Origin of the sequence: Paraburkholderia sp. J63, assembly GCF_905220245.1 — a bacterium.
Taxonomy (GTDB): Bacteria; Pseudomonadota; Gammaproteobacteria; order Burkholderiales; family Burkholderiaceae; genus Paraburkholderia.
Window position 1 is genome coordinate 153,734 of the sequence record NZ_CAJMZF010000014.1, and the last position, 22,507, is coordinate 176,240.

The following is a 22,507-nucleotide window of genomic DNA, read 5'->3' on the forward strand; positions in this document are numbered from 1 at the left end:
GGGGGAGTGCGATGTCTGATAACGAGTTTTCCAGCCAGGTGCCGTTCGGCACCGATAGTTTTGCAGACAACCCCGAGCCTCGCTGTCCCTGCCTGCTATTGCTCGACACCTCCGCCTCCATGCGTGGGGCACCCATCAACGAGCTCAACGCAGGGCTTGCCACCTTCAAGAATGACTTGGCCGCAGACACGCTGGCGATGAAGCGTGTGGAGGTAGCGGTCGTCACCTTTGGGCCGGCGCAAATCCGAAACACCTTCCAGACGGCCCCTAATTTCATTCCGCCCATTCTGGAAGCAACGGGGGATACGCCGATGGGCTCGGCCATCAAGCAGGGGCTCGAGCTACTGCGCCAGCGCAAGGACGAATACCGCGCAAACGGCATCGCGTTCTATCGACCCTGGGTGTTTCTCATTACGGACGGTGCGCCGACCGATGATTGGCAGGCGGCCGCCGCTCTCGTTCGCGAAGGCGAAACTGCCAAGTCCTTCGCCTTTTTTGCCGTCGCCGTGGGCAATGCGAACACGGACGTTCTGAAGCAGATTTCAGCACGTGACCCGGTCAAGCTCGAGGGACTGAAATTCCGTGAGCTGTTCCAGTGGCTCTCGAACTCGATGAAGTCTGTATCGCAGTCGACGCCCGGTGATAAGGTCGCACTTGCTTCGCCAGCCGGTTGGGCGGAAGTGTGAGCTGGCGTGCTATTAGCGCGAGCGTTATCGGCACATCTCATGAAGCAAGCGACGGATACTGCCAGGACTCATGCCTCACGAGCTTGGTGAGCGGCCACGACGGGGCCTCCTTTCTCGTCTGCCTCGTGTCTGACGGTGCGGGTAGCGCGCGCTTCGCCGCGCAGGGCTCCGCTCTCGCCTGCTCGACGGCATTGGCGAGCATCGAGGCCACATTGCAAAGCGGTGAGATGCTCGACCGAGAAAAACCTGCTGGCTGGCTGAAAGCCGTGCGCAGTGCTATTCAGGCTGCAGCCGATGAGGCACAGGAGACCACACGCGACTACGCCTGCACACTTCTTGGCGCGGTCGTGGGCGAACGCGACGGGCTCTTTTTCCAGATTGGCGATGGCGCGATAGTTGTGACGAACCCCGCGGCGCAAGGGGTCGTGTTCTGGCCCGAGGAGGGGCCGTACGTGAACATGACGCACTTCGTGACCGACGAGGACGCGTTGTCGAATCTGGAGGTCGTGGCGTCCGCGATGCAGGTCGAAGAAATCGCGCTCTTCAGCGATGGCCTCCAGCGGCTCGCGTTGTCTTTTGAGAATCGGATGCCGCACCATCCATTCTTCGACCCGATGTTCGCCGTGCTGAGAGGCAAGCGACCTGAAGAGTGTGGGGAGCTTTGCGACCACCTTGCTCAGTTCCTTGGCAGCGCGCCCATCAACGAGCGGACCGACGACGACAAGACGCTGGTGATGGCCACGCGCGGGACCGCATAAATGGAGTATTACGACGGGCAGGGGCGGCGCATCACGCTGGGCCGAGTGCTGGGCAGAGGGGGAGAGGGCTCGGTCCACGAGGTGCCGTCCATCGGACAGAACGTGGTGGCGAAGGTCTATCACGACCCTCTTGCGCACGACAAACAGGCAAAGCTGCGGGCAATGATTGCGCGCGCAGACGACCGCCTCAAGGACATTGCTGCTTGGCCAATCCAGACGCTCCATCCCGGCGCTAACGGGCCTGTTCGTGGCTTTCTCATGCCACGCGCGTCCAACGCCGAACCTCTTCACCACCTTTACGGGCCGGCACACCGCAAGCAGCAGTTCCCAAGCGCCGACTGGGCATTCCTCGTGAACGCGGCGCGCAACGTCGCAGCCGCCTTTTCCACCATCCACGCGAGCGGCTGTGTGATTGGGGATGTGAATCCGAATCTCGTGTTTGTCGGCCACAACTCGCTGGCCCGGCTCATCGACTGTGACTCGTTCCAGATTCCCAACGGGAAAGCACCGTATCTCTGCGAGGTAGGGGTGCCGCACTTCACGGCGCCGGAGCTTCAGGGCCTGTCCAGCTTCAAGGGGCTTCTGCGGACCCCGAACCACGACAACTTCGGTCTCGCGTTGCTCGTCTTCCACCTTCTCCTGCTGGGTCGGCACCCGTTCTTCGGGGTCTACTCGGGCCAGCGCGATATGCCGCCGGAGACGGCCATCCAGGAATTCCGGTATGCGTACGCGGTGCCTGTCGGCAAGCGAGGCATGCGTCCACCTCCCAATACCGTTGGGCCGGAAATCTTGCCACCAGCGATGGCAGCGATGTTCGAGCGTGCATTTTCGGAGGATGGCGCGAAGCCAGACGGTCGGCCCACGGCGATAGACTGGATTACGGCGCTCAACGGGCTCAAAGAGCGGCTGCGTGAATGCGCAACGAACCCGGCTCACCGGTACTACGGCGGGCTCGGAAGTTGCCCATGGTGCGAGCTGGAACGACAGACCGGCTACATTGCCTTTCTTGCTGTCGTGCCTGTTGCGCCAGCTGTCGGAGCCGGGGGCTCGAGTTTTCACATTGGGCAGGTCTGGGCAGCCATCACCGGCGTCCCATCACCTGGCACCGCACCGGCGCCAGCGTTCGTGAGACCCGCCGACATGAAGGCCAAGCCCTCGCCAGCTGACCTCAGGGCTGCAAGAATGTGGCGCCTTGCCCGACGCTGTGCCGCTGTCGGACTCGTGATGTTGGGCATCTTCGAGCTCCAGCACCTGCTTTTGGGCGTGCTGATTGTGGCTGCCGTTCTCTTTTTCGGCTGGAACAAGGAACAACCCGAGGTGGGTCGGCGCAAGGATGCACTTGCCAACGCAAAGCGAATCTCAGTCGCAGCCTGGTCGCAGTGGAACAAAATCGCTACTGACAAGCTCTTTCAGGAGAAGCTCGCGGAACTCAGGCAGACGCGCGAGGAGTATGAGGACCTTGGCAACCGTTTCACTTCCGACCGGAACAAGCTGCATGCCAACGTCCGTGAACTCCAGCTTCGTAAGTATCTGGAGCGGTTCTTCATCTCGGACCACGACATCCCGGGCATCGGACCGGTGCGGAAGGCGACGCTGTCATCATTCGGCATCGAGTCTGCTGCGGATATTTCCTGGAACCGGGTCAAAGCCATCTCGGGCTTTGGCGAGCAGCTGACGGGCGAACTGGTGGGGTGGCGCAAGCGACTCGAAGGGCAGTTTGTTTTCGACCCGGCGAAGGGCATTGACCCCGCGGACATCGCCGCGCTGCAGCAGCGCTACACACAACTCAGAAGCCAGCTAGAGACACAGCTGAAGGCGGGCCCGGAAGCGCTCCGGCAAATTCGTGTGAAGCTTGAACAGCAGCGCACGATGGTGCGAGAGATGGTGCTCAACGCGGACCAGCAGGTGGCGCAGGCTGAGCTCGACCTCAAGGCCGTGCAGTAGCGTTCCCGCTCTGTGTGGCAGAATTTTTTCTAAAAAGCATAAGAGGCCAGAATGCGGTTTGCTGCTTTTCGTCAAAGCATTTTCAGGTTGTCCTTTGCCCTCGTGGCGGGCGGCGAACGCCACAGTTCCTTGTAAGCTGCCGGCATACGAAACTGTGCAGAAGACTACGTAGGCAGGAGTGCGCGGGGATTGGCATGACAGATAATTACTATGGCATTTTGGGCGTCAGGGAAGACGCTTCGACTGCCGAAATCAACCAGGCCTACCGGTACGCGGCGCCGAAGGTCCATCCTGCCTATGCTGAGCGAAATCCGCTGGACGCCGCCCGCCGCTTCGCGGACCTCGCACGGGCCTGGTACGTCCTGTCCGACGAAACTCGGCGTGGCGCCTATGACGTCCAGCGCCACCCGGGCAGAACGCCCCCTTCTTTCAACTCCTCCGTCGGCACCGTAGACCCGGAAGAAACGTTTGCCAGCAGCATGGTCGAATGGGCCATGGAACTGCGCGGCCAAGGCTACTCTGGCCAGCGGATTGAAGACCTGCTGCTCCTGCACGAGTGTCCTGCCCACATCGCCGCGTCGGTAGCAGCTCTGTTTTCAGCGGGGAGTGTGGCGCCGGCGGCCGGCACACGGGCGGGTGGCTCACCAACGGTCGGCTCGCAAACCCAGTTGCCCGGCCTTGGGTCTTACTCTTCAGTACCTGCTGCCACCAAGTCCTGGCGCGACCGCGTCCCTGCCATTGTTGGTATTGTGGTTTTGGTTGGAGTGCTGGCCGGACTTCTCAGCGCCATTGACCAGTCCGCTAAGCGGTCGCTTACACGCACTGCGCAGGCGTCATCCTCCGTACCTGCCGCTGCGTCGACTCCGCTGCCTGCCAGCATGGCGCCAGCTGGCCCGGGACCTTATGCCTTTATGACTTCAGTGCCTGAGCTGGTAGCACCTGACACCGTCGAGGGAACGGCTACCCGCGCGGCCACGTCGTTCCACCTGCCGGCGGACACGCAACTACCTTCCTCCGACAGTGGCTACTTCAACACGAAAGTTGCACTGCGCGTTCCCCTTCCTTACGGGAAACGGGTTCTCTACCTGTTGCAGTCTGTTCCGAATAACCAGAGCGGCTACGAGTGCCATGCGTGTCCCGTCGTTGTTTCGTCCGTCATCACAACCGTCAACAAAAAGGGCGACGAATCGGTGTCGGCTCCGATGCAGGACCTGACCGAATTGGGCGGTTTCGGCAAATACGATTTCTCAACGGTGGCATTGGTCGAACTGGGTAGAAAGCGCCTGGGGCTGGTTTTTGAGGACGGATGGATGGGGATGGGGGAGGTGAACCACTGGGTCACTCTGTTCAGCATCGAGCCAAGGGGCCTCCAAAAACTTGCCTTGTTGCGGACAGGTAGGGACAACTCGGGTACTGGCCAATGCCAGCAGCAGAAAAGCGCTTGCGAGAGATATGACGTCGCTGTGCGATTTGCCCGTGACAATAGGAGTCCTTGGTATCCGATGGAACTCACCATCTCTGGGATGCACCTAAACGCGAACGGTGTCGCTGAGCCAGTAGACGGGACCTTGATGGCTCACTATGACGGAAAAACGTACGTTCTCGATAAGCGCGAAGATGGCACGGCTTCGTCAGCGCCCTCCACGTCGGCCACCGCAACCGCCTCTGAAGCGACTTCGACGGTCAACACCGCAGGAGCTCAGCAATGAAGGCGCTCCCCACGCTCCTTTTCCTGTTCACAGTCCTTGGGCTCTGGCCTAGCCCAGCGTGGGCGCAGTATGACCAGAACCTGACGACATGTATGTCCGGCGTGGCTCCGTCTCTGTGTCAGCATAATCTCCTCACGCCGCAGCAGGCTGAAGCCGTTCGACAGGCAGAGCTAAGGCAGAACTACTCGACGTGTAGCAGTGGGCGGCTGCCAGGCCTTTGCCGCCATGACCTCCTTACGCCTGAACAGGCAGAAACGGTCCGGCAGGCTGAGCTTGCTGCTAATTACTCGACGTGCAGCAGTGGACGACTTCCGGGCCTTTGCCGCCATGACCTCCTTACGCCCGAACAGGCAGAAACGGTTCGGCAGGCTGAGCTTGCTGCTAATTACTCGACGTGCAGCAGTGGGCGACTCCCGGGCCTATGCCGTCACGACCAGCTCACGCCTCAGCAGGCTGCCGAAGTACGGCAGGCAGAGCATAGGGTAAATCGCCAGTACTGCTCAACACCGGCGCTTCAATTCAATTGCCGTCGAGACTGGCTCGCGGAGGATGATGCCTCCGGTCAAAGCCAGACAGAGGCACCGGCTCAAACGGCGTGGCAGTCTCCGCAAGACAAGAACTATGCCACCTGCATAAAGGGCACATTATCTTCGCTGTGTGACCACAGCCAGTTGACACCACAGCAGGCAGTTGCGGTACGGCAAGTCGAGCATCAGATTAACCGCCGGGCTTGCGAGACGCCATCGCTGCAGTGGAGTTGCCACCGGGACTGGTTGGCAGAAGATGCGCAGAACGCCACCCAACAAGAAGCGCAGCAACTCCCCCTGCAGTCGATGCAGACAACACCTCCTCGGCCGCCCTCTATGGCAGGCACACCGTCACCTCCGCCAGTCGCTAGCCTGGCCCCTACCATTGTCCCGCCCGACATTCCGGCGAACACACCGGCGAAGCCGCGCTGTGAAGCGTTCTGGCTGGGGGCAGTCGAGACGAACGGCGACTATGCATTCCTATCCGACTACACGCGGCTCACGCCTGCGGCCGATAGCGACAAGGCAATCCTGCGGGTTTGGCAGCGAGGCCAGCGGCTTGTGCGCTGTGGGCCGCGGCTGACCAACAAGGAGACGGGTCAGAGCATTGATGTTTCCGGCTAGGTCAAAGCTTATCTACGTTCGAAGGCGCCTCGTAGTTTACCGGGAGGTTTGGCCGCCACGTAATGTAGCTAACTACTGCGAGCAGAAACGTCCGAAGCGGAGTCTCGACTATCGGAGCCAGCGGTCCGCCAGAATCACGCGCTTTGCGTTTCGCGCCTGTCTCAGGACGCAAGCGCGGTGGATTGGAACGCTCTGTGTCGGCGTAAAATCGCAGGAAACAACCGAAATCGCCCGGGGGCAACTTTGGACGCAAAGGCAACTTTTAGTTCAGCAGATACGGATTTACCGGAGTCCGCTCAAAAGCACACTGGTGCCTTTGTTGAACTCGGTCGAAAATTTCAGCGTTATCGCGATGAGGAGTCGATTGATGATATTGCGACTCAGAGCTATGTTTCGGAATATGTTAGCAACTACTCCACGCTCGACTGGCAGGGACTACTTGGCCACCGCTTAGTCGTCGTGCTCGGTGAACCGGGCAGTGGGAAGTCGGAGGAGCTTCGCTCTCAACAACGCTGTCACCCCGACAGTTTCTTCCTGCGTCTCGAACAATTAGTCACCGAAGACATCAAGGCTATTCTGTCTGACGAGGAGTTAGACCGATTCGAGCGCTGGAAGAAATCAGCCAGCACTGCGCTTTTCTTGCTCGATGCAGTCGATGAGTCAAAGTTGAAGCGCGATGATGATTTCATTACCGCGCTCGACCGGCTTGGCAGAGCGCTCGGACCGGCTCGATTTCGGGCACAGCTGGTAGTCAGTTCGAGAATTAGCGAGTGGCGCCCGCAGACAGACCGCGAGGCAATAAGAGAGCGGTTTGTAGCTCCACCTGAAAGGCGAGAAACGACGCCGGAAGAAATTCTCGTTACCACAATCCTTCCACTCACACCGGACCAGGTTCGCACTTTCGCCCAGAGCAAAGGCATTCTGGACGCAGAGAAATTTCTGGAAGCGTTGAGCAAGCACAATGCTTGGCCTTTTGCTGGTCGTCCGCTCGATGTCGCAAGCCTGTACAGCTATTGGAAGGAAAATCGGGAGCTGAGCGGTCTGACGGCATTGACGGAGTACATGGTTCGCAAGCTACTCGCCGAGGTATCCAATAAAGAGCGGGGCGACCCTTTGACGCCGGAGCGTGCGAGGGCCGGAGCTGAATATCTCGCGGCGGCTGCGGTACTTTGCAAGAACCTTAAGTTTGCTGTCCCCGACGATGCTCATATTTCTGACCAGAGGCACATTGCGGCCGACCTTGTCCTTCCGAGCGATTGGACATCACAACAGAGACGAGCACTGCTCGACCGAGCGTTATTCGATTCGGAAAGCCGTGGTGCACTTTCTTTCCACCATCGGTCGCACGTAGAGTACCTAGCTGCGTCGTGGATTGAACGTTTGATGGAGCACAACTGCTCGTTCGAGTCTCTACGAGAGCTACTGTTCGCACGGTCCAATGGTGTAACAACTCTGCGTGCTTCGATGAGGCCTGTTGCCGCTTGGCTGGTGAAGCATGATGCATCTGCGTGGCGTGGCCGGCTGGAGACATTATTGCTAGAGACGGCACCAGAAATTCATCTGCTATGGGGGGACCCAGCGGCACTGTCGATTAACTATCGCAAACGCGTCCTGGCGGCCATCGTGCAGAAGTATCGCAGCCGCGAGTACGTTCCAATCGAAGTAGACCACGAATCTCTTGCTCGAATTGCAGACGCCGAGCTTGCAGAGGATATTTCAACCTACTTGGTCGACGATGAAGTTTCGGATGGTCTGAAGGCCCGCCTGCTGATGATAGTTATGGAGGGCAAGCTCACGGAGTGTGCGGAGAGCGTCGTCGCGCTGTTCGAGGGCTCCACAACTTCAGAGGAAATACGTCGCTATGCGGTCCTTACTATTCGCGATGCGGGAACGCCGACGCATAAGATGCGGTTGTCAGATAGCTATAAGCTTGTCGAGAACATTGACAATAGGACTCTTGGTTATCTCTTTGAGACGCTCTTTCCCGCGAGCATCTCCGTCAATGGCGCTCTCGAGCTCCTTCAAAGGGCTACGTCCGTCAGCCGCTACGAAATCGAGTTCCAGAATTCAGTTAAATCTAAGCTGGCAGAGTCTCTCGATGACACCAATGGGATGCCGTTTCTGAAAGGTATCGTCGCTATGTTGGCGCATGAGCCAATCAGTGCGCCTCGCCGTGCGTCCGAACATTATTACTGGGTCTCAGAGCTAATCGTGCCAGCTCTGGCCGCTGTGCTAGGAAAATCTGCATACTCCGATACAGAAATTGACGCGATATTTGAGACCATCTTGCAAGTCGAACATCGAATCATGTTCGAAGGCACTGGTGACTCTGACGAGAAGCCGCAGTTGGAGAAGATACGAGGCGCGCTGGAAAAAAATCCTGAGCTCCGCCGTGCCATTTTTTGGCGACGTGTCGCTCACTTTCGCGCAACTGAAAAAAAGGAGCCGCCAACGCATCGGCTCGACCCCTATCACAGCGTGCTGCCATGGCGACTTGCCGATTTGGAATGGATGATTTCTGACGGTCTTCATTGCACAGACGCAGATGACAGGCGAGTCGCAATCGAGGCGGCGCTCTTTCTATCATGGAGAACGCATAAGTCGCTACCGACTATCGCATGGAAGCTACGTCGGACATTGACTCACAAGGACCTTCGCCCATTTGTGATTTCGCATCTTAAGAACAGAGTGATAGCGCCATTTCATAAGCGATATGACAAGTATGTGCGTCTACGCCTTCTCGATGCTCATTGGTGGACAATTCGGAAAGTAGTATGGCGGCGTCGGCGAGACGAAATCCGGTCGAAGTATTGGCTGTGGACTCATCTCTCTGGAATTCGGTCGGGAAATTATCCACGTGCTATCCAATACCTGGTCGCAGTAATGCACGATAGCAGTGCGACAAAATACGGAGTGGTGGCATGGGATAAAGTTCGCGCCAAGTGGGGGCGCGCGCCTGCTTCGGCTGCTGAAGCGGGGTGTCTCAATTTTTGGCTGACCTATTCTCCAGAACTGCCATCCGAGCGGAAAGAAAAGAATTCTGTCGATATTCGGTCGACTTTCGGTCTGATTGCGCTTCAATCGGAATGGGAAGCGGGCCGTCTCACGTTTGGCGACTTTGGGCAAGCCGATGTGACGCGCGCGGTGAGGTTCGCGTGCTGTGAACTCAATGGCTTGCCGGAATGGTTCGAAGCTCTCGCGCTAGCGTTTCCAGACGAGGTGGCTGATGCGCTGTCGCCTGCTATAGGCGCCGAATTCAAATATGCCGCTGACCTGCCGCTCGTCCATGAGGTTATCGCCAAGTTGGCCGCAGCGAAATCGCCAACTAGCGCATCAGCTATGGCGCTATGGCGTACCTTGTCAGGTGCTGACCCACTGCACAATGAAGTTCTCAAGCAGGCTACGACAACACTGCTACGAACAAGTGATTCATACTATGACGACCTTGCCGGTCTCGCGTCTACCCGAGTGAAGCAATATGTACCATCCCACGGCCGCTGGCTGACATGGATGGGTATGTGGCTCAAATTGGACGCGCTGCCGGCAATTGCGCATCTCGAATCTGTAATCGCAGGCTACATCGCACAGGACGACGCCGACGAGTTGGTCATTTCGCTCTGCGCGAATCTAGGTGGCCGCTTCGGCGGGGATTTGCCGGTGGGGCGCGCTTCGTATCTCGCGCCAGCGTCCTTGGCCCGCCTGCTTCCTTTGGTCTGCCGGCATGTTCGTCGAGAAAATGATATTGACCGGGCAAATCAGGGGGCATATTCACCCGTCGCTCGAGACGACGCACAGGACTTCCGGGCGAGGCTGTGGGAAGTGCTTCGCACGTCGGATTCGCCGGAATGCGATTCTGTATTGCGAGGCTTCCTTGAGAACAAAACTCTGCCTGGCGACGTTGAATGGATTTTGAGCATACAGGACGAGAGAAACGGCAAACAAGCTGACCCGACGGCATGGTTCCCGGAAGATGTTCAATCTTTCGGAACCCACTATCGGCACAAGCCTCGGTCCAACTACCAGCTATATGAGCTGGTGACCCGTCTTTTGGCTGATATTAAGGCCAATGTAGAGATTTCTGAGAATGCGACAGACCGACTGCAGGTACGCGCCGGCGACCGAGAGGCACACTTCCAAGGCTTCCTCAAACGACAACTCGACCACCGCTCCCTGAGCTGGTTTGCGGTTACGCAGGAATCCACGGTGGACCTCAACCAGAGGCCAGACCTTCGCATTGAGATTCCTGGGTTGAGTGCTTTACCGGTTGAAGTGAAGCTAGCAAACCTTGGTTGGACGGTGGAGAGTCTTATGGAGCGCTTGGAAGTCCAGCTCGTTGGGCAATATTTGAGGGCCGATGGCGTCAACTATGGTATCTACGCAGTTGGCAACACAGAACCGACGCGAAGATGGCAACGACCAAGCGATAAGAAGCTTATCGACTTTTCAGAACTTATCTCGCTTCTCGAGACAAGGGCGAACGAGTTGTTTTCACAGTTTCCCGACAACATCCACGGACTGACAGTCGTCGGTATCGACTTCTCTGACCCCCGACAGAGACAATGACGAGCTACGTTGTGACCGTCTGGTTTTCGCGCTCATAGCGTCGGTACGTGCGGTTTATATTGTCGCCACGGTGCACGACGTGGGCGCAAAGGCCCTTCAGCGAGATTCTGCATTTACATTCGTATTGCGAACGGATTGCCTGCTGCCCACCTGGCTGCTTAGGAAAACAATAAGCTTGAGCACGGTCGAGTTGCCACTTGTGAGGCGTGTTACCCGACACGCTTCGCGCGTATTCAGGCTCAACGATGAGGAAAGTGAATTTGTTGCTACATTCCAGAAAGAGCAGAGTGAGTTCGAAACGACCATGTCATGAGTGGATAACGAAACTTGGAAACGAAAATAAAAAATGAACCCGGGCTCGACCCCTCAAGCTAGGGTTCAAGTAATCCGTATTGCTCAATCATCAGCCCGCCGCGGGAATTTTGCGGCTATTAGGACACGCTAAATGTGCCAAGAAGGCAGCACTTGCATCATCGAGCGGTTGCCTCGACTTTTCTAGCTTGGAGCACATTACGGCGCCCTCCCATGCGTTCCAGAAGTACCGCGCGAGCGCCGTGGTATCTGCATCCTCACGAATCTCACCAACACGTTTGCCTTCATCAAGACATTCACGGATGCGACTGCGCCATTCTCCGAGCACGTTGAGAAGCGCATTGCGGAAGTTCTCATCCAGCGCTGCAAGCTCCTGGCTCAGGTTCCCCACGAGGCATCCACGTTTGAATTTGTGTCGCTGCATGCCCCGTGCAGCGTCTTCGGTAAACGCCTTAATTCGCTCCATCGGGGAGAGCGTGGTATTCGTCAAATGCGTATCGAGCTTCTTTACAAAGTAGTCGCCATACGCCTGAATAACCTCGATAGCGTAAGCATCCTTGTTGTTGAAATAGTAGTGGAAGGAGCCCTTCGGTACCCCAGCGAGTGCGACCAGTTCATCAAGCGAGAAATTGTAGAAACCCTTTTCGGTTAGGATAGCTACCCCCAGCCGAACCAGTTCCGCGCGGCGACCAGTGTCGCGTTTCGTTGTTGTCGTTGCCATTTGTCTGTCCTTCAATTTATCAAAGCTTGTCTACCAACGTGGTTTCTTGGCCAGTAGCGGCGACATTGCGAGCAGGCCAAGCACCGGCCCTGGAAGTAGTATCAACGAAATCCACGTTCCTAAAGAGTGGTACACACTCGTCGCTGCAAAAATCGAACACGCGGATAGAAAAAATCCAATACTGTTCTGCAGTGTCAGCGCGCCACCGATTAGTTCCGGCGGGCAGGCCCGCACTGACAGGGCCGAGAACTGCGGAGAATCCGCGATGACAGCCAGACCCCAAACAGCCAGCAGCGCCAGTTGCATGACACCATGAATCTTGCCCGCCAAGAAGGGGTACATAAGACAGAGGCAACCCGACACAAGGAGTGCGATGAAGGCAGCGCGTGCGCTTCCGAACCACTTGCTAAAGATGCCTCCCGCGACACAGCCGACCGCACCGATTCCGATAATTGAAAACGAGAGTAAAGCCACATCTCTGGTGGATTCCATCGGGCCGTCGGCGACCGCTCTCGCAATCAACAGCGGCACCAACGTCCAGAAAGCATAGAGCTCCCACATATGGCCAAAGTACCCAAACGCTGCGGCCCGGAATTCCCGAATTCGGAACACCGCACTCACGCTGCCAGTCAGGGCTCTGGACGTAGCACGACGAGTGTGCGGCCCCTCACCAAGCGATAGAACCATCAACGCGCCCGCAATAGCTAGCAGCGACGACGTAAGTACAACAAGATGCCACGAGACGTTGTCGAGCAGTCCCCTGATTGCGTGCACCGATGCTGTACCTAGCGTCAGCATGGCGACAAGCCAGGCAAGGGTCTGCGCCGCGCGTGTCGGTGCCCAGGTTACGAGCAGTTTCATACCGAGCGGGTAAATGCCGGCCAATGCAATCCCCACTCCGAACCTGAAGACGACAGCCGACGCAAAGCCGGAACTGCACAGCGCGAATAGCGCGTTCAGGACTGCGCCCAAAAGCCCACATGCGGCGAAAACCCTGCTGGTCGGGAGCCGGTCTGCAATTCCCGTCGACGCTGAAATCAGTGTACCGACAATGAAGCCAAGCTGAACTGAGTTGGTCAACCAGCCCATGCCCGATGCGGTGAGATGCCACGAGGTCTGCAGGTCATGCATCGCCGCATTAGCACTGAACCACAGCGATGTACCGAACAGTTGCGCGATGGCAATCACCGCAATAGCACGGCTCGCACGAATGCTCGAAACCGCTTCAGTATGGCCTGCGCCAACCTGCGTCTCCACTTCGCTTGTCTCCTGATGGTCGTTTTCGACTCGCCAGCTACGGTCATCCTGCTCTCCGAAATATCGGTGCCAGGACTTACCCGTAACCACTATAGATTTTTGTAGACGACCAGTCAACCTAGAGATATAACATCACTAACTGACCGGCCGTCTAGTTCATCCCACATCACTGAATGCCACTGAGCGATTCAGACCAAGGAGACTTGAGCAATGGAGAAGGTGAGCAATGGAGCAGTAGCGCCGATGGATAAGCCGGCGCGGTCGTATGGATTGCACGGGTTTACCCGAGTGTGTGTCATTTTGGTCGAAAGGGTCATGCCAGACCCTTTCGTGATTGCCATCTTTCTGACCCTTCTTACATGCGTTCTGGCGGTCGGTATTGCGCCGCATGGGAGCATCGGTAATGTCGTGGCTAGCTGGTACGAAGGTGTGTTCAAGATTGCCAGTTTCGCGTTTCTGGTTGCACTGACGCTCGTCACTGGTCATGCGCTGTCAACATCGAAACCGGTGTCGCTGCTTCTTCGGAAAGTAGCTTCAATCCCGAGGACGGCAGGCGGCGCAATGGCGCTCACGTTTTTTGTGTCGATGATTGGCGGGCTGTTGAACTGGGCGGTTGGCCTTGTTATCTCGGCGCTCTTTGCCCGGGAAATTGCGAAGCGTGTTCGCGTTGACTTCGCGTGGCTCGTGGCAGCAGCGTATGCGGGCTGGTCGTTCTACGTGTGCGGCATCTCGAGTTCAATAGCTCTTCTGAGTGCGACGCACGGCTCACCGCTGAACATCATCGAGAAGGTGACCGGTAATGTTCTGCAGATGAAGGACTTCCTGTTTTCGCCACTGAATTTCGTCCCCCTCGTTGTACTTGCGGTAGTCATTCCGTTGGTCTTCCGCATGATGATGCCGCGGGACAACGAGACCATCGCTGCAGACCCCAAGCGGCTCATTGAAGAAGACGTCGTCGAAGTCTCGGAGAAGCAACCCACTACGTTGGCAGCCTGGCTGGATTCAGCATGGGCGCTAAACCTGATTCTCGTGGTTCTGGGCCTCGGCTATATCGTGATGAAGCTTGCCGTCGGGTCGTTCACGATGGACCTCAACATGTTGGTGATGATTTTCCTGTTGCTCGGCCTGGTGACACACTGGACGCCTCGCGCGTATCTCTCCGCCATCAACAATGCGGCACGAGTCGCAGGGCCTATCCTGCTTCAGTTCCCAATCTATGGTGGCATCATGGGAGTCATGACGGCAACCGGCCTTGCTGATGTCATCGCAAAGTGGTTTATCGGCTTCTCAACGACTCACACGCTTCCGTTCTGGAGTTTTGTGTCCTCGACGCTCATCAGCATGTTCGTTCCGAGTGCCGGCGGCCACTGGATTGTCCAGGCTCCATTTGTCGTTCCTGCGGCGCAGCATCTTGGTGTCCCGCAGCACGCGGTTGCCATCTCCGTGGCGCTCGGCGAGGGCGTCGCAGACATGATTCAGCCGATGTGGGTCATTCCTCTGCTGGCTATCGCGGGCGTTGGCATGGGGCGCGTAATGGGCTACACGGTCATTATCTTCTTCATCATGTTCGCAGTCATGGGGGGAACACTTCTCCTGCTGTAACTGGTCCCTTAAATCCCGGCGCCCACTTTGTTAATACCGAAAGCTCATGGACGAAATGCATAACCTCGGTTTCTTGCTTGCAGCTGCATGCCGAAAGTTCGGTCCTGCGACCGCAATCGAAGCTGCAGAATCGACGTTGACTTATCAGGAGTTGTTGGAGAAGGCGAATGCGGTAGAAAGCGCCCTGAAGAAGCACGGCTGCCAGCACGATGAACCTGTCCATGTCGCAGTCTCTAACCACCCATCGGACCTCGCTGGCTTCCTGGGGATATGGTTGGCCGGAGCAGTGGCGGTTCCTATTCATCGCATGTCGCCGGCCGAAGTTGTCGTCAGTATCCGCAAGAAGACAATGGCTCGATTGGCGGTGGATGTCGCAAGTGGCGCCGAGACGAATGGCAATCCGGTAATTCAGGTCGGCGAGATGCCTCCACAAGCCCGTGAGGAACTCGCCAACGCAGCACTAATCATTTTCACGTCGGGGTCGACGGGTACTCCCAAAGGGGTCGTGGTCAGCCACAACGCTTTTTCCGGGAAGCTTCGCGCAATCGACGCGATGGTTCATTTCCGTCGCGGCCAGCGCACACTTCAGCTGCTCAATATCACCTTCAGCTTCGGCATCTGGGTCAGCCTGCTGACCTTGATGGGCGGAGGGACCATCGTATTGCCTGAGAAATTTGTTCCGGCTCTTCTGCTTGAACAACTGAGTAACGAGCGCATTCATCGCGTCGGGGTCGTGCCAACAATGCTGCGGGCGATGCTTGCCGTGCTTGCGCAAGGGAACGGCGCATGTACGGGCTTCATACCGTCGTGCCCAGCTCTGCGTCAGATTCTCACGGGCGGCGAGCAATTGAGTGAGCAACTTGCGACGCAGGTTGCCAATCTGTTTCCGGAGACAGACCTCGTGAACATATACGGTCTCACCGAAACGTCGACGTGCGACTTCTTTCAGTTTCCGGCCGACCGGCAGGCGAATCTCCACTCACTGGGGCTTCCTTCGAGCCGTGTGCGGTATCGCGTGGTCGACGAAGTGGGGCAGGAGTCGGCTCCAGGGGCGGTTGGCGAGTTGCAAATCAGTAGCCCCTTCTTGATGAACGGCTATCTCGACGAACCCGCGCTCACCGACGCGGCGTTTGCCGGTGGTTGGTTCAAAACAGGAGACCTTGCCGCGCTCGATGCTGAAGGCCAGGTCCGACTGATGGGCCGTTCCAAGGAACTTATCTCCCGTGGGGGCAATAAGGTGACCCCCATGGAAGTTGAACGGGCAATCAAGCAGTTTGACGCAGTTAATGATTGCATGGTCGTTGGCGCGCCCGACGCAATTCTCGGTGAACGCATTCACGTCCTCATTGTTCCCAATTCTGGCTGCGTCATCGAACCCGACGCGCTACGCGCATTTCTCCTGACGAGGCTCGACCGCTTTAAGTTGCCTGATTACATCTATGTGGGGGAAGCGCTACCCGTTGGCCGAACTGGAAAGGCCGACCGCAGCGCGCTTCGTAACCTTATTACAGGCGGCTCGCTCGTTCCACTCGCGAGCCGTTCGTGAGAACAAGACAGGAGACAGCAATGACAGACTTCTCGACGCTGAAATATGACGTCAACGATTCCATCGCGACCATCACGTTGAACCGGCCCGAGCGACTTAACGCGCTTGGGAAGAAATCACTGGAGGAAATCAACGCTGCGATGGACCAGGCCGAAAGCGACGAGCGAGTGCGGGTCATCGTCGTGACAGGTGAGGGGAAGGCATTTTCATCCGGCTTTGACTTGAAAGAGCAGATGGAAGCACGGCCGCAAGGCGAAGCTATCTGGCGTGAAATTCTCGACCGGGATTTCAACACGACGATGCGATTCTGGGACTGCCCGAAGCCAACCATCGCTGCAGTCCATGGCGCCTGTCTTGCCGGTGCATTCGAAATAGCGCTCGCATGCGACATCACGGTAGCAGCGCAGTCCGCAATTTTTGGGGAGCCTGAACTGAAATTTGGTGCAGGCATCGTCACGATGCTTCTGCCTTGGATGGCCAATCCGAAGCAGGCGAAGGAAATTATCCTGACTGGCCTCGACCACATCGACGTTAGCAGGGCCGTCGAACTGGGCTTCGTTAATCGTGTTGTCCCCGATGGTGAACATCTGACTGAGGCGCTACGCATTGCGCGCACGATGTGTGTCATCGACCCGAATCTGGTGCGCTCGACGAAACGGGCAATCAACCATAGTTTCGAGGTGCGAGGCATGAAGGAATCCCTACGCCACTCTCTCAATATCGACCATGCAATCGAGTCGGCAGGGTCGCCCGACAAGAAGGCATTCATGGAAGTCGCTCGCGAGCAGGGCATGCGGGAAGCTATCCGATGGCGCGACCGCCGATTCGAAGGTTGACGCCAGCTATTTCAATCATCTGACAGGAGAACAACTTATGTCCGAACAGACTTTCAACGCAATGATGCTTCGCGAAGAGGACAAGAAGACCAAAGCGGCCATCGAAAAGCTCACGTTCGATGTACTACCGAGTGAAGACACGCTGGTCAAGATTGAATACTCGACCCTCAACTACAAGGACGCTCTGGCTGTTACGGGTAAGGGCAAGATTGTGAAGGCGTGGCCGCTTGTTCCGGGCATTGACTTCGCTGGTGAAGTGGTCGAGACGTCGAACCCGAACCTGAAGGCTGGCCAGAAAGTCGTTTTGACAGGCTGGAGCGTCGGCGAAAAATACTGGGGTGGCTACAGCCAATACCAGCGGGTTCGCGGCGAGTGGCTGGTGCCGCTGCCGAAGGGCCTTACGACGCGTCAGGCCATGATGATTGGTACGGCCGGCTTCACGGGCATGCTGTGCGTCAACGCGCTCGAAGGCGCTGGCATTACTCCGCAGAGCGGTCCGGTTCTTGTCACCGGCGCGGCCGGCGGCGTTGGCAGCGTCGCGGTCGCCATCCTGAGCAAGTTGGGCTACAGGGTTTCCGCACTCACCGGTAGTACCGAGAAACATGAATACGTGAAGGGGCTGGGAGCGCAGGAGTTTGTGGATGGCCCGGAGTGGGCCGACCCGCCGCGTCCGCTCGAAGCGCAGAAGTGGGCTGCGGCAATCGATACAGTGGGTTCGAAGGTGCTGGCGCGTGTGCTCGCCGAGATGAACTACAACGGTGTGGTGGCGGCGTGTGGACTTGCGGGCGGCGCGGATTTGCCGACGACCGTCATGCCTTTCATCCTCCGCGGGGTGAAACTCCTTGGCGTGGACTCGGTCATGCTTCCGTCGAAGGACCGTGTCAACGCATGGAACCGTATTGTTATCGACCTGCCCGGCAACCTCCTCGACGGCATCACAGCGCAGACGGTTCGACTCGAAGAGGTCGGCGGCGCGGCCGAAGCCATGCTTGCCGGCAAACTGCACGGCCGCGTCCTCGTCGACGTGAACTGACAACGACTACATACCCGGAGACTTGAAATGCAAGAAGATTCCAGCAATGTTGTACTTTGCGACGTACGCGACGGTGTTGCGTGGCTGACCATTAACCGTCCTGACAAACTCAACGCCCTGTCCTCGACCGTCGTTATCACGATGCGTCAATGGGTCCAAAAGCTCAACGACGATGACGCGGTACGTGTCATCGTCATCAAGGGCGCAGGGAAGGCATTTTCTGTCGGCTATGACATAGCCGAGGAAGTCGCTGCAGGAATCGAGCGACCGGAAGACTGGCACAACGCTCTCACGCGTAACGTCGACCTGTCGATGTCGGTGTGGGCCTCCCATAAGCCGACCATCGCGGCAGTTGATGGATGGTGTCTGGCTGGTGCGTGCGAACTGGCAATGGCATGCGACATGGTCATTGCAACCGACCGCTCCCAGTTTGGCGAGCCTGAAATCCGGTTCGGTTCGGGCCCGGTCACCATTCTCATGCCTTTCCTTATCGGTCAGAAAAAGACCAATGAGCTGCTCCTGACGGGCGATGTCATTCCGGCAGCAGAAGCGGAGAGAATCGGCCTGATTAACCGTGTTGTCTCGCCGGACGAACTGGTCGAGACCGTGGAGAAGCTCGCAAAGAAAATCGCCACCACGCCGAACATCACCCTCAAGCTAACGAAGATTGCTTTGACCCGAGCCTACGAGGCGATGGGACTGCGACAGGCAGTCAACGCGAATCTGGACGTCGCGGCTACGCTGAACGCAGCCTATTCACCAGAAAAGGCTGGATTTGCGCAGCGAGTTAAGGACGAGGGCCTCCGCAAGGCACTCGATTGGCGTGATTCGCGATACGGCAAACTTTGATTCGAGTCCAGGGTGGTGTCGCTATCACCAATAGCGCGCCACCCCCAATGGTTACGCGTCTTACGGCAATACTCTGAAGGTCCCGCTAGCAACTGCTAGCGCCCCCTTGCCGGGGCATTGGACAAGAATAGTTCGACGTCAGATTCTATTAATTCGGTATCCGAATCATTGGAGACAATGATGAAAAGCACCATGCAGGCAAATCAGCTCGGTCTTCCGTTGTTGATGCGCCATGCATACCGCGTCAATGGTCGCTCTCGGCTGGTATCCGTATCTTCGTCTGGGGAACGAGTCGAGCAAACCTTCGCTGATACGGCGTTACGCGCCGGTCAGCTCGCTGACGCCCTCGAAAGACGTGGATTCCCCACTGATACGGTTGTCGGCACGCTGGCCGGCGCCTCTCGTGAGCATCTGGAGGCGTATCTGGGCGTCCCCGCGAGTGGACGTATCCTGCATACACTCAACACGAGGTTACACGCCGACCAGTTGGCGTACATCGCGAAGTGCGCTAATGATGAAGTGTTCATTGTTGATAGCCAGAACCTCGAAAAGTTCTGGTCATTCGCCGGTGAGCTAGAGAATCTGAAACTCTTGGTCACGGTTGGAGCCAGGCCCGGTGGCGAGTCTCCCTGGGAGGGATGCGAGGTCATCGATTACGAGGCCCTTCTGGCGGAGGGGCATCCGCGAGTAGATTGGCCAGACGTTGATGAATGCAACGCCGCCATTATCTGTTTCACGGGCGGGACGACAGGTCTGCCCAAAGGCGTTGCCTACAGCCATCGTTCCATCTGGCTTCAGGCAATGAGTCTCTGCACTACGAATTCCGTGGGGCTCAGCAGCGCCGACCGCCTGCTACCGGCGGTGCCGCTTTATCACGTGAATGGCTGGGGACTTCCATTCGCAGCGTTGATGGCTGGATGTGACCTCATTCTGCCTGGGACAGCGTTGCAGCCGTCGGCTCTGATTCGTCTTATTGACTCTGAATCACCAACTGTAGCTGCTGGTGTCCCTACCATTTGGTCAGACGTGCTTTCAACAATGCGCGAGCGAGGCCTCAACGATTTGGGGCATTTGAAGACCATCAGCTGTGGTGGAGCGCAGGTTCCACGCCGGTTGTCCGACGATTACCAGGCACTTGGAATCCGCATGGTTCAAGCATGGGGCATGACGGAGACGTCATCCATGTCTGCCATCGCGCAAACGCCTGCATGGGCTACCGGTGTTGACGACCTCCAGCGCTGCTCCTCTGCTCAGGGGCGTGTGGTCTGCGGATTGGAGGTTCGCGTTGCCGACCTTGACGGTACAGAGCTGCCGAACGACGGCGTGGCAGTTGGCGAAATACAGATTCGGGGTGCGTGGGTCACGCGTTCGTATCTAAGCGCCGACGACGAGGGCCATCTTCAGGACGGTTGGCTTCGAACAGGCGACCTCGGCACCGTAGACCCGGATGGATTTATCCACCTCTCGGACCGCATGAAGGATGCAATCAAGTCGGGCGGCGAATGGATTCCTTCGTTAGCGCTTGAGGACGCCATTCGTAGCCATCCCGAAGTCCTTGATGTCGCCGTCATTGCGGTGCCGGATGACCGATGGCAAGAGCGTCCAGCGGCAATCGTTGTTGTCGCGAAGGATAGGGCTATCGGTCCGGCAGACCTTCAGGAGTATCTGCAGACAAAGGTTGCGAAATGGTGGATACCGGACAAGTGGGCGTTTGTCGACGTGCTTCCTCGCACGGCTGTTGGCAAGGCCGACAAGAAACGTATGCGCCAGCTCGCCGAATCGAACCTTAGCTGGGTATCGACCGCCAAGCCGAATGTTGTGACGAGTGCAGCAGCGTCAACATCAACAACATCAACGTCGTGACAGCTTTCAAGCGTCACTCTCTTTCCGCTGCCCTGCATGGCAGCAATTTTAGACTTCACCTGGAGCCATCAAATGTCCAAAGTACATCCGTTCCTCGACGCCAAAGCGCTTTCCGAGACGATTGACGCTGTCCGACAAGACCGAAGCCTCGGGCACGTCACGTTTTCGCTGGAAGGCAAGTCTGCCGGTGACCTACGTCTGGTTTCCACGACGGGGCCCATCTCGCAGGCCGGTAACAAGGACGAGAGCCGCCGCGGAAAGTTCACACTGCAAAGTGATGAGCCCACGTCGCTTCTCGGGACCGACTCCGCGGTCAGTCCGGCGGAATACGTAATGAAAGGACTCGCGGGCTGTTACGCCGTGACCCTTGCCGCACTGGCCTCGCAGGAGGGTATTACGTTGAAGAACATCGACGTTGAACTCGAGTTCGATGTGGACCTGAGCGGCTTCCTCGGTATCGACAAGTCGGTTCGACCTGGCGCCAAGCAGATTCGTGTCGATGTCGCTCTCGACAGCCCCGGTACGCCTAAAGCCGACCTCGAGCGACTCGTCCAGAGGCTGCAGGAGCACTCGCCGATTCGTGACACGCTGGCGAATCCCGTCGACGTCGTAACTCATCTCAGGTAACCAACGGCGCCAAGCATGTAGGGCGGCACTTTGTTTTATCGAGCAACGGTCACGTGTGCCGCCCGCTCAATAGTGTTACGCACCATTTCCGGGCGTGCGTGACCGCTATAGGTTGGTTCGCGGGGACGTCAAACTGGCATCCCCGAGACGGAGAAAGTTATGCGACTGATTCTTCTCGGCGCGCCGGGCGCCGGAAAAGGGACACAGGCTCAATTGTTGAGGATGAAGTTCTGGATTCCTTTAATATCCACCGGTGACATGCTGCGTGCCGCCGTTCGTGCTCAGACCCCGCTTGGGGTTGAGGCCAAGCGGTTCATGGATGCCGGCGAACTCGTCCCCGACGCGCTCATGATTGGCCTTGTCGAGGACCGCCTTCGCGAAGCTGACTGCACGAACGGCTACCTGTTCGACGGATTTCCGCGCACTGTCGCGCAGGCCGACGCTCTCAAAAGCGCCAATATTCACGTCGACCATGTCATCGAGCTCGACGTGCCGAACGAATACATTATTGAGCGCATGGCCGGTCGTCGGGTGCATATCGCATCTGGCCGTAGTTACCACGTCAAATACAACCCGCCAAAACGCGAGATGTTAGACGACATCACAGGCGAACCGCTCGCGATACGTGACGACGATAAGGAAGATACGGTTCGCAAGCGGCTCGACGTGTACGCCCGCCAAACGCGTCCGCTTATCGACTTTTACTCGAAAGGCGCGAGCTCGCTACACACTTCTCGCGAGCTTACGTCACCACGCTATCACCGTATTTCGGGAGTAGGCGACGTCGATGAAGTGCACGCGCGCATTGTCGAATCAGTTACGTGCGTCCACGGTGTTTAGCCAGATTCCGCAATCTCTAAAGGGAAGAACTCATGAAGCGGGTTGAAGTTGTTGCGTGGTCTGATTTTGTCTGCCCTTGGTGCTGGATAGCAAAGCGGCGACTCGAACAGGCAATAAAAGTAGTCGAGAAGGAGGTTGAAGTCGTCGTTGAGTTCAAGGCATATCGGTTGGCCAAGGGAATGAGGCCGACTGACTTCTCGACGGCACTTG

General features: G+C 57.5%; 16 protein-coding genes. 14 read left to right on the forward strand and 2 right to left on the reverse strand.

The window, feature by feature from the left end:
• The first annotated feature begins 11 nt into the window (after positions 1–11).
• From U5775_RS17670 to U5775_RS17690, 5 genes are all read left to right on the forward strand, one after another.
• The gene (locus tag U5775_RS17670) at positions 12–686 is read left to right on the forward strand and encodes a vWA domain-containing protein (RefSeq protein WP_322059372.1); all 675 of its coding nucleotides are present in this window, start codon (positions 12–14) and stop codon (positions 684–686) included.
• A complete protein-coding gene (locus tag U5775_RS17675; protein WP_322059373.1) occupies positions 683–1,444 on the forward strand; it encodes a PP2C family serine/threonine-protein phosphatase in 762 nt (253 codons plus the stop codon). Before U5775_RS17670 ends, U5775_RS17675 begins: the two co-directional genes overlap by 4 nt.
• Positions 1,445–3,388, forward strand: a complete 1,944-nt coding sequence (locus U5775_RS17680; RefSeq protein WP_322059374.1) for a helix-hairpin-helix domain-containing protein — start codon at positions 1,445–1,447, stop codon at positions 3,386–3,388. It begins immediately after the preceding gene.
• Positions 3,389–3,582: 194 nt separating this feature from the next.
• Positions 3,583–5,097, forward strand: coding sequence for a J domain-containing protein (locus tag U5775_RS17685; RefSeq protein ID WP_322059375.1), 1,515 nt, complete (start codon positions 3,583–3,585; stop codon positions 5,095–5,097).
• A 1,328-nt stretch (positions 5,098–6,425) separates the two neighbouring features.
• Complete coding sequence (locus U5775_RS17690) at positions 6,426–10,811, forward strand: hypothetical protein (RefSeq protein WP_322059376.1); 4,386 nt, start codon at positions 6,426–6,428, stop codon at positions 10,809–10,811.
• A gap of 403 nt (positions 10,812–11,214) precedes the next feature.
• Here the strand turns inward: U5775_RS17690 and U5775_RS17695 are convergent, their stop codons facing one another.
• Together U5775_RS17695 and U5775_RS17700 are read right to left on the reverse strand one after the other, a co-directional pair.
• Positions 11,215–11,844 carry a TetR/AcrR family transcriptional regulator gene (locus tag U5775_RS17695; protein ID WP_322059377.1) on the reverse strand — a complete coding sequence of 210 codons (630 nt, stop codon included), beginning with the start codon at positions 11,842–11,844 and terminating at the stop codon, positions 11,215–11,217.
• A gap of 30 nt (positions 11,845–11,874) precedes the next feature.
• Positions 11,875–13,101 (reverse strand): MFS transporter, encoded by a 1,227-nt coding sequence (locus U5775_RS17700; protein ID WP_322059378.1) that lies wholly within the window; start codon positions 13,099–13,101, stop codon positions 11,875–11,877.
• Between the two features lie 210 nt (positions 13,102–13,311).
• On the opposite strand from U5775_RS17700, the gene U5775_RS17705 reads away from it, so the two are divergent.
• The 9 genes from U5775_RS17705 to U5775_RS17745 all read left to right on the forward strand — a co-directional run.
• The gene (locus tag U5775_RS17705; protein ID WP_322059379.1) at positions 13,312–14,703 is read left to right on the forward strand and encodes a short-chain fatty acid transporter; all 1,392 of its coding nucleotides are present in this window, start codon (positions 13,312–13,314) and stop codon (positions 14,701–14,703) included.
• A gap of 46 nt (positions 14,704–14,749) precedes the next feature.
• The gene (locus U5775_RS17710; protein WP_322059380.1) at positions 14,750–16,249 is read left to right on the forward strand and encodes a class I adenylate-forming enzyme family protein; all 1,500 of its coding nucleotides are present in this window, start codon (positions 14,750–14,752) and stop codon (positions 16,247–16,249) included.
• A gap of 20 nt (positions 16,250–16,269) precedes the next feature.
• The gene (locus U5775_RS17715; protein WP_322059381.1) at positions 16,270–17,085 is read left to right on the forward strand and encodes an enoyl-CoA hydratase/isomerase family protein; all 816 of its coding nucleotides are present in this window, start codon (positions 16,270–16,272) and stop codon (positions 17,083–17,085) included.
• A 37-nt stretch (positions 17,086–17,122) separates the two neighbouring features.
• Complete coding sequence (locus U5775_RS17720) at positions 17,123–18,118, forward strand: MDR family oxidoreductase (protein WP_322059382.1); 996 nt, start codon at positions 17,123–17,125, stop codon at positions 18,116–18,118.
• Between the two features lie 27 nt (positions 18,119–18,145).
• Positions 18,146–18,967: an enoyl-CoA hydratase/isomerase family protein gene (locus U5775_RS17725; RefSeq protein WP_322059383.1), complete on the forward strand. Its 822-nt coding sequence runs from the start codon at positions 18,146–18,148 to the stop codon at positions 18,965–18,967.
• A gap of 177 nt (positions 18,968–19,144) precedes the next feature.
• Positions 19,145–20,830, forward strand: a complete 1,686-nt coding sequence (locus U5775_RS17730; RefSeq protein WP_322059384.1) for a long-chain-fatty-acid--CoA ligase — start codon at positions 19,145–19,147, stop codon at positions 20,828–20,830.
• 72 nt (positions 20,831–20,902) lie between these two features.
• Positions 20,903–21,457, forward strand: a complete 555-nt coding sequence (locus tag U5775_RS17735) for an OsmC family protein (RefSeq protein ID WP_322059385.1) — start codon at positions 20,903–20,905, stop codon at positions 21,455–21,457.
• A gap of 159 nt (positions 21,458–21,616) precedes the next feature.
• A complete protein-coding gene (gene adk, locus U5775_RS17740; protein WP_322059386.1) occupies positions 21,617–22,297 on the forward strand; it encodes an adenylate kinase in 681 nt (226 codons plus the stop codon).
• Between the two features lie 32 nt (positions 22,298–22,329).
• Positions 22,330–22,507: DsbA family protein (locus U5775_RS17745; protein ID WP_322059394.1), on the forward strand; the 178-nt coding region annotated here is incomplete at its 3' end.

Coding starts and splice junctions, on each gene's coding strand:
- U5775_RS17670 (WP_322059372.1), top strand. CDS start 12: ATGTCTGATAACGAGTTTTCCAGCCAGGTGCCGTTCGGCACCGATAGT.
- U5775_RS17680 (WP_322059374.1), top strand. CDS start 1,445: ATGGAGTATTACGACGGGCAGGGGCGGCGCATCACGCTGGGCCGAGTG.
- U5775_RS17685 (WP_322059375.1), top strand. CDS start 3,583: ATGACAGATAATTACTATGGCATTTTGGGCGTCAGGGAAGACGCTTCG.
- U5775_RS17695 (WP_322059377.1), bottom strand. CDS start 11,844: ATGGCAACGACAACAACGAAACGCGACACTGGTCGCCGCGCGGAACTG.
- U5775_RS17705 (WP_322059379.1), top strand. CDS start 13,312: ATGGAGAAGGTGAGCAATGGAGCAGTAGCGCCGATGGATAAGCCGGCG.
- U5775_RS17710 (WP_322059380.1), top strand. CDS start 14,750: ATGGACGAAATGCATAACCTCGGTTTCTTGCTTGCAGCTGCATGCCGA.
- U5775_RS17715 (WP_322059381.1), top strand. CDS start 16,270: ATGACAGACTTCTCGACGCTGAAATATGACGTCAACGATTCCATCGCG.
- U5775_RS17720 (WP_322059382.1), top strand. CDS start 17,123: ATGTCCGAACAGACTTTCAACGCAATGATGCTTCGCGAAGAGGACAAG.
- U5775_RS17725 (WP_322059383.1), top strand. CDS start 18,146: ATGCAAGAAGATTCCAGCAATGTTGTACTTTGCGACGTACGCGACGGT.
- U5775_RS17730 (WP_322059384.1), top strand. CDS start 19,145: ATGATGAAAAGCACCATGCAGGCAAATCAGCTCGGTCTTCCGTTGTTG.
- U5775_RS17735 (WP_322059385.1), top strand. CDS start 20,903: ATGTCCAAAGTACATCCGTTCCTCGACGCCAAAGCGCTTTCCGAGACG.
- adk (WP_322059386.1), top strand. CDS start 21,617: ATGCGACTGATTCTTCTCGGCGCGCCGGGCGCCGGAAAAGGGACACAG.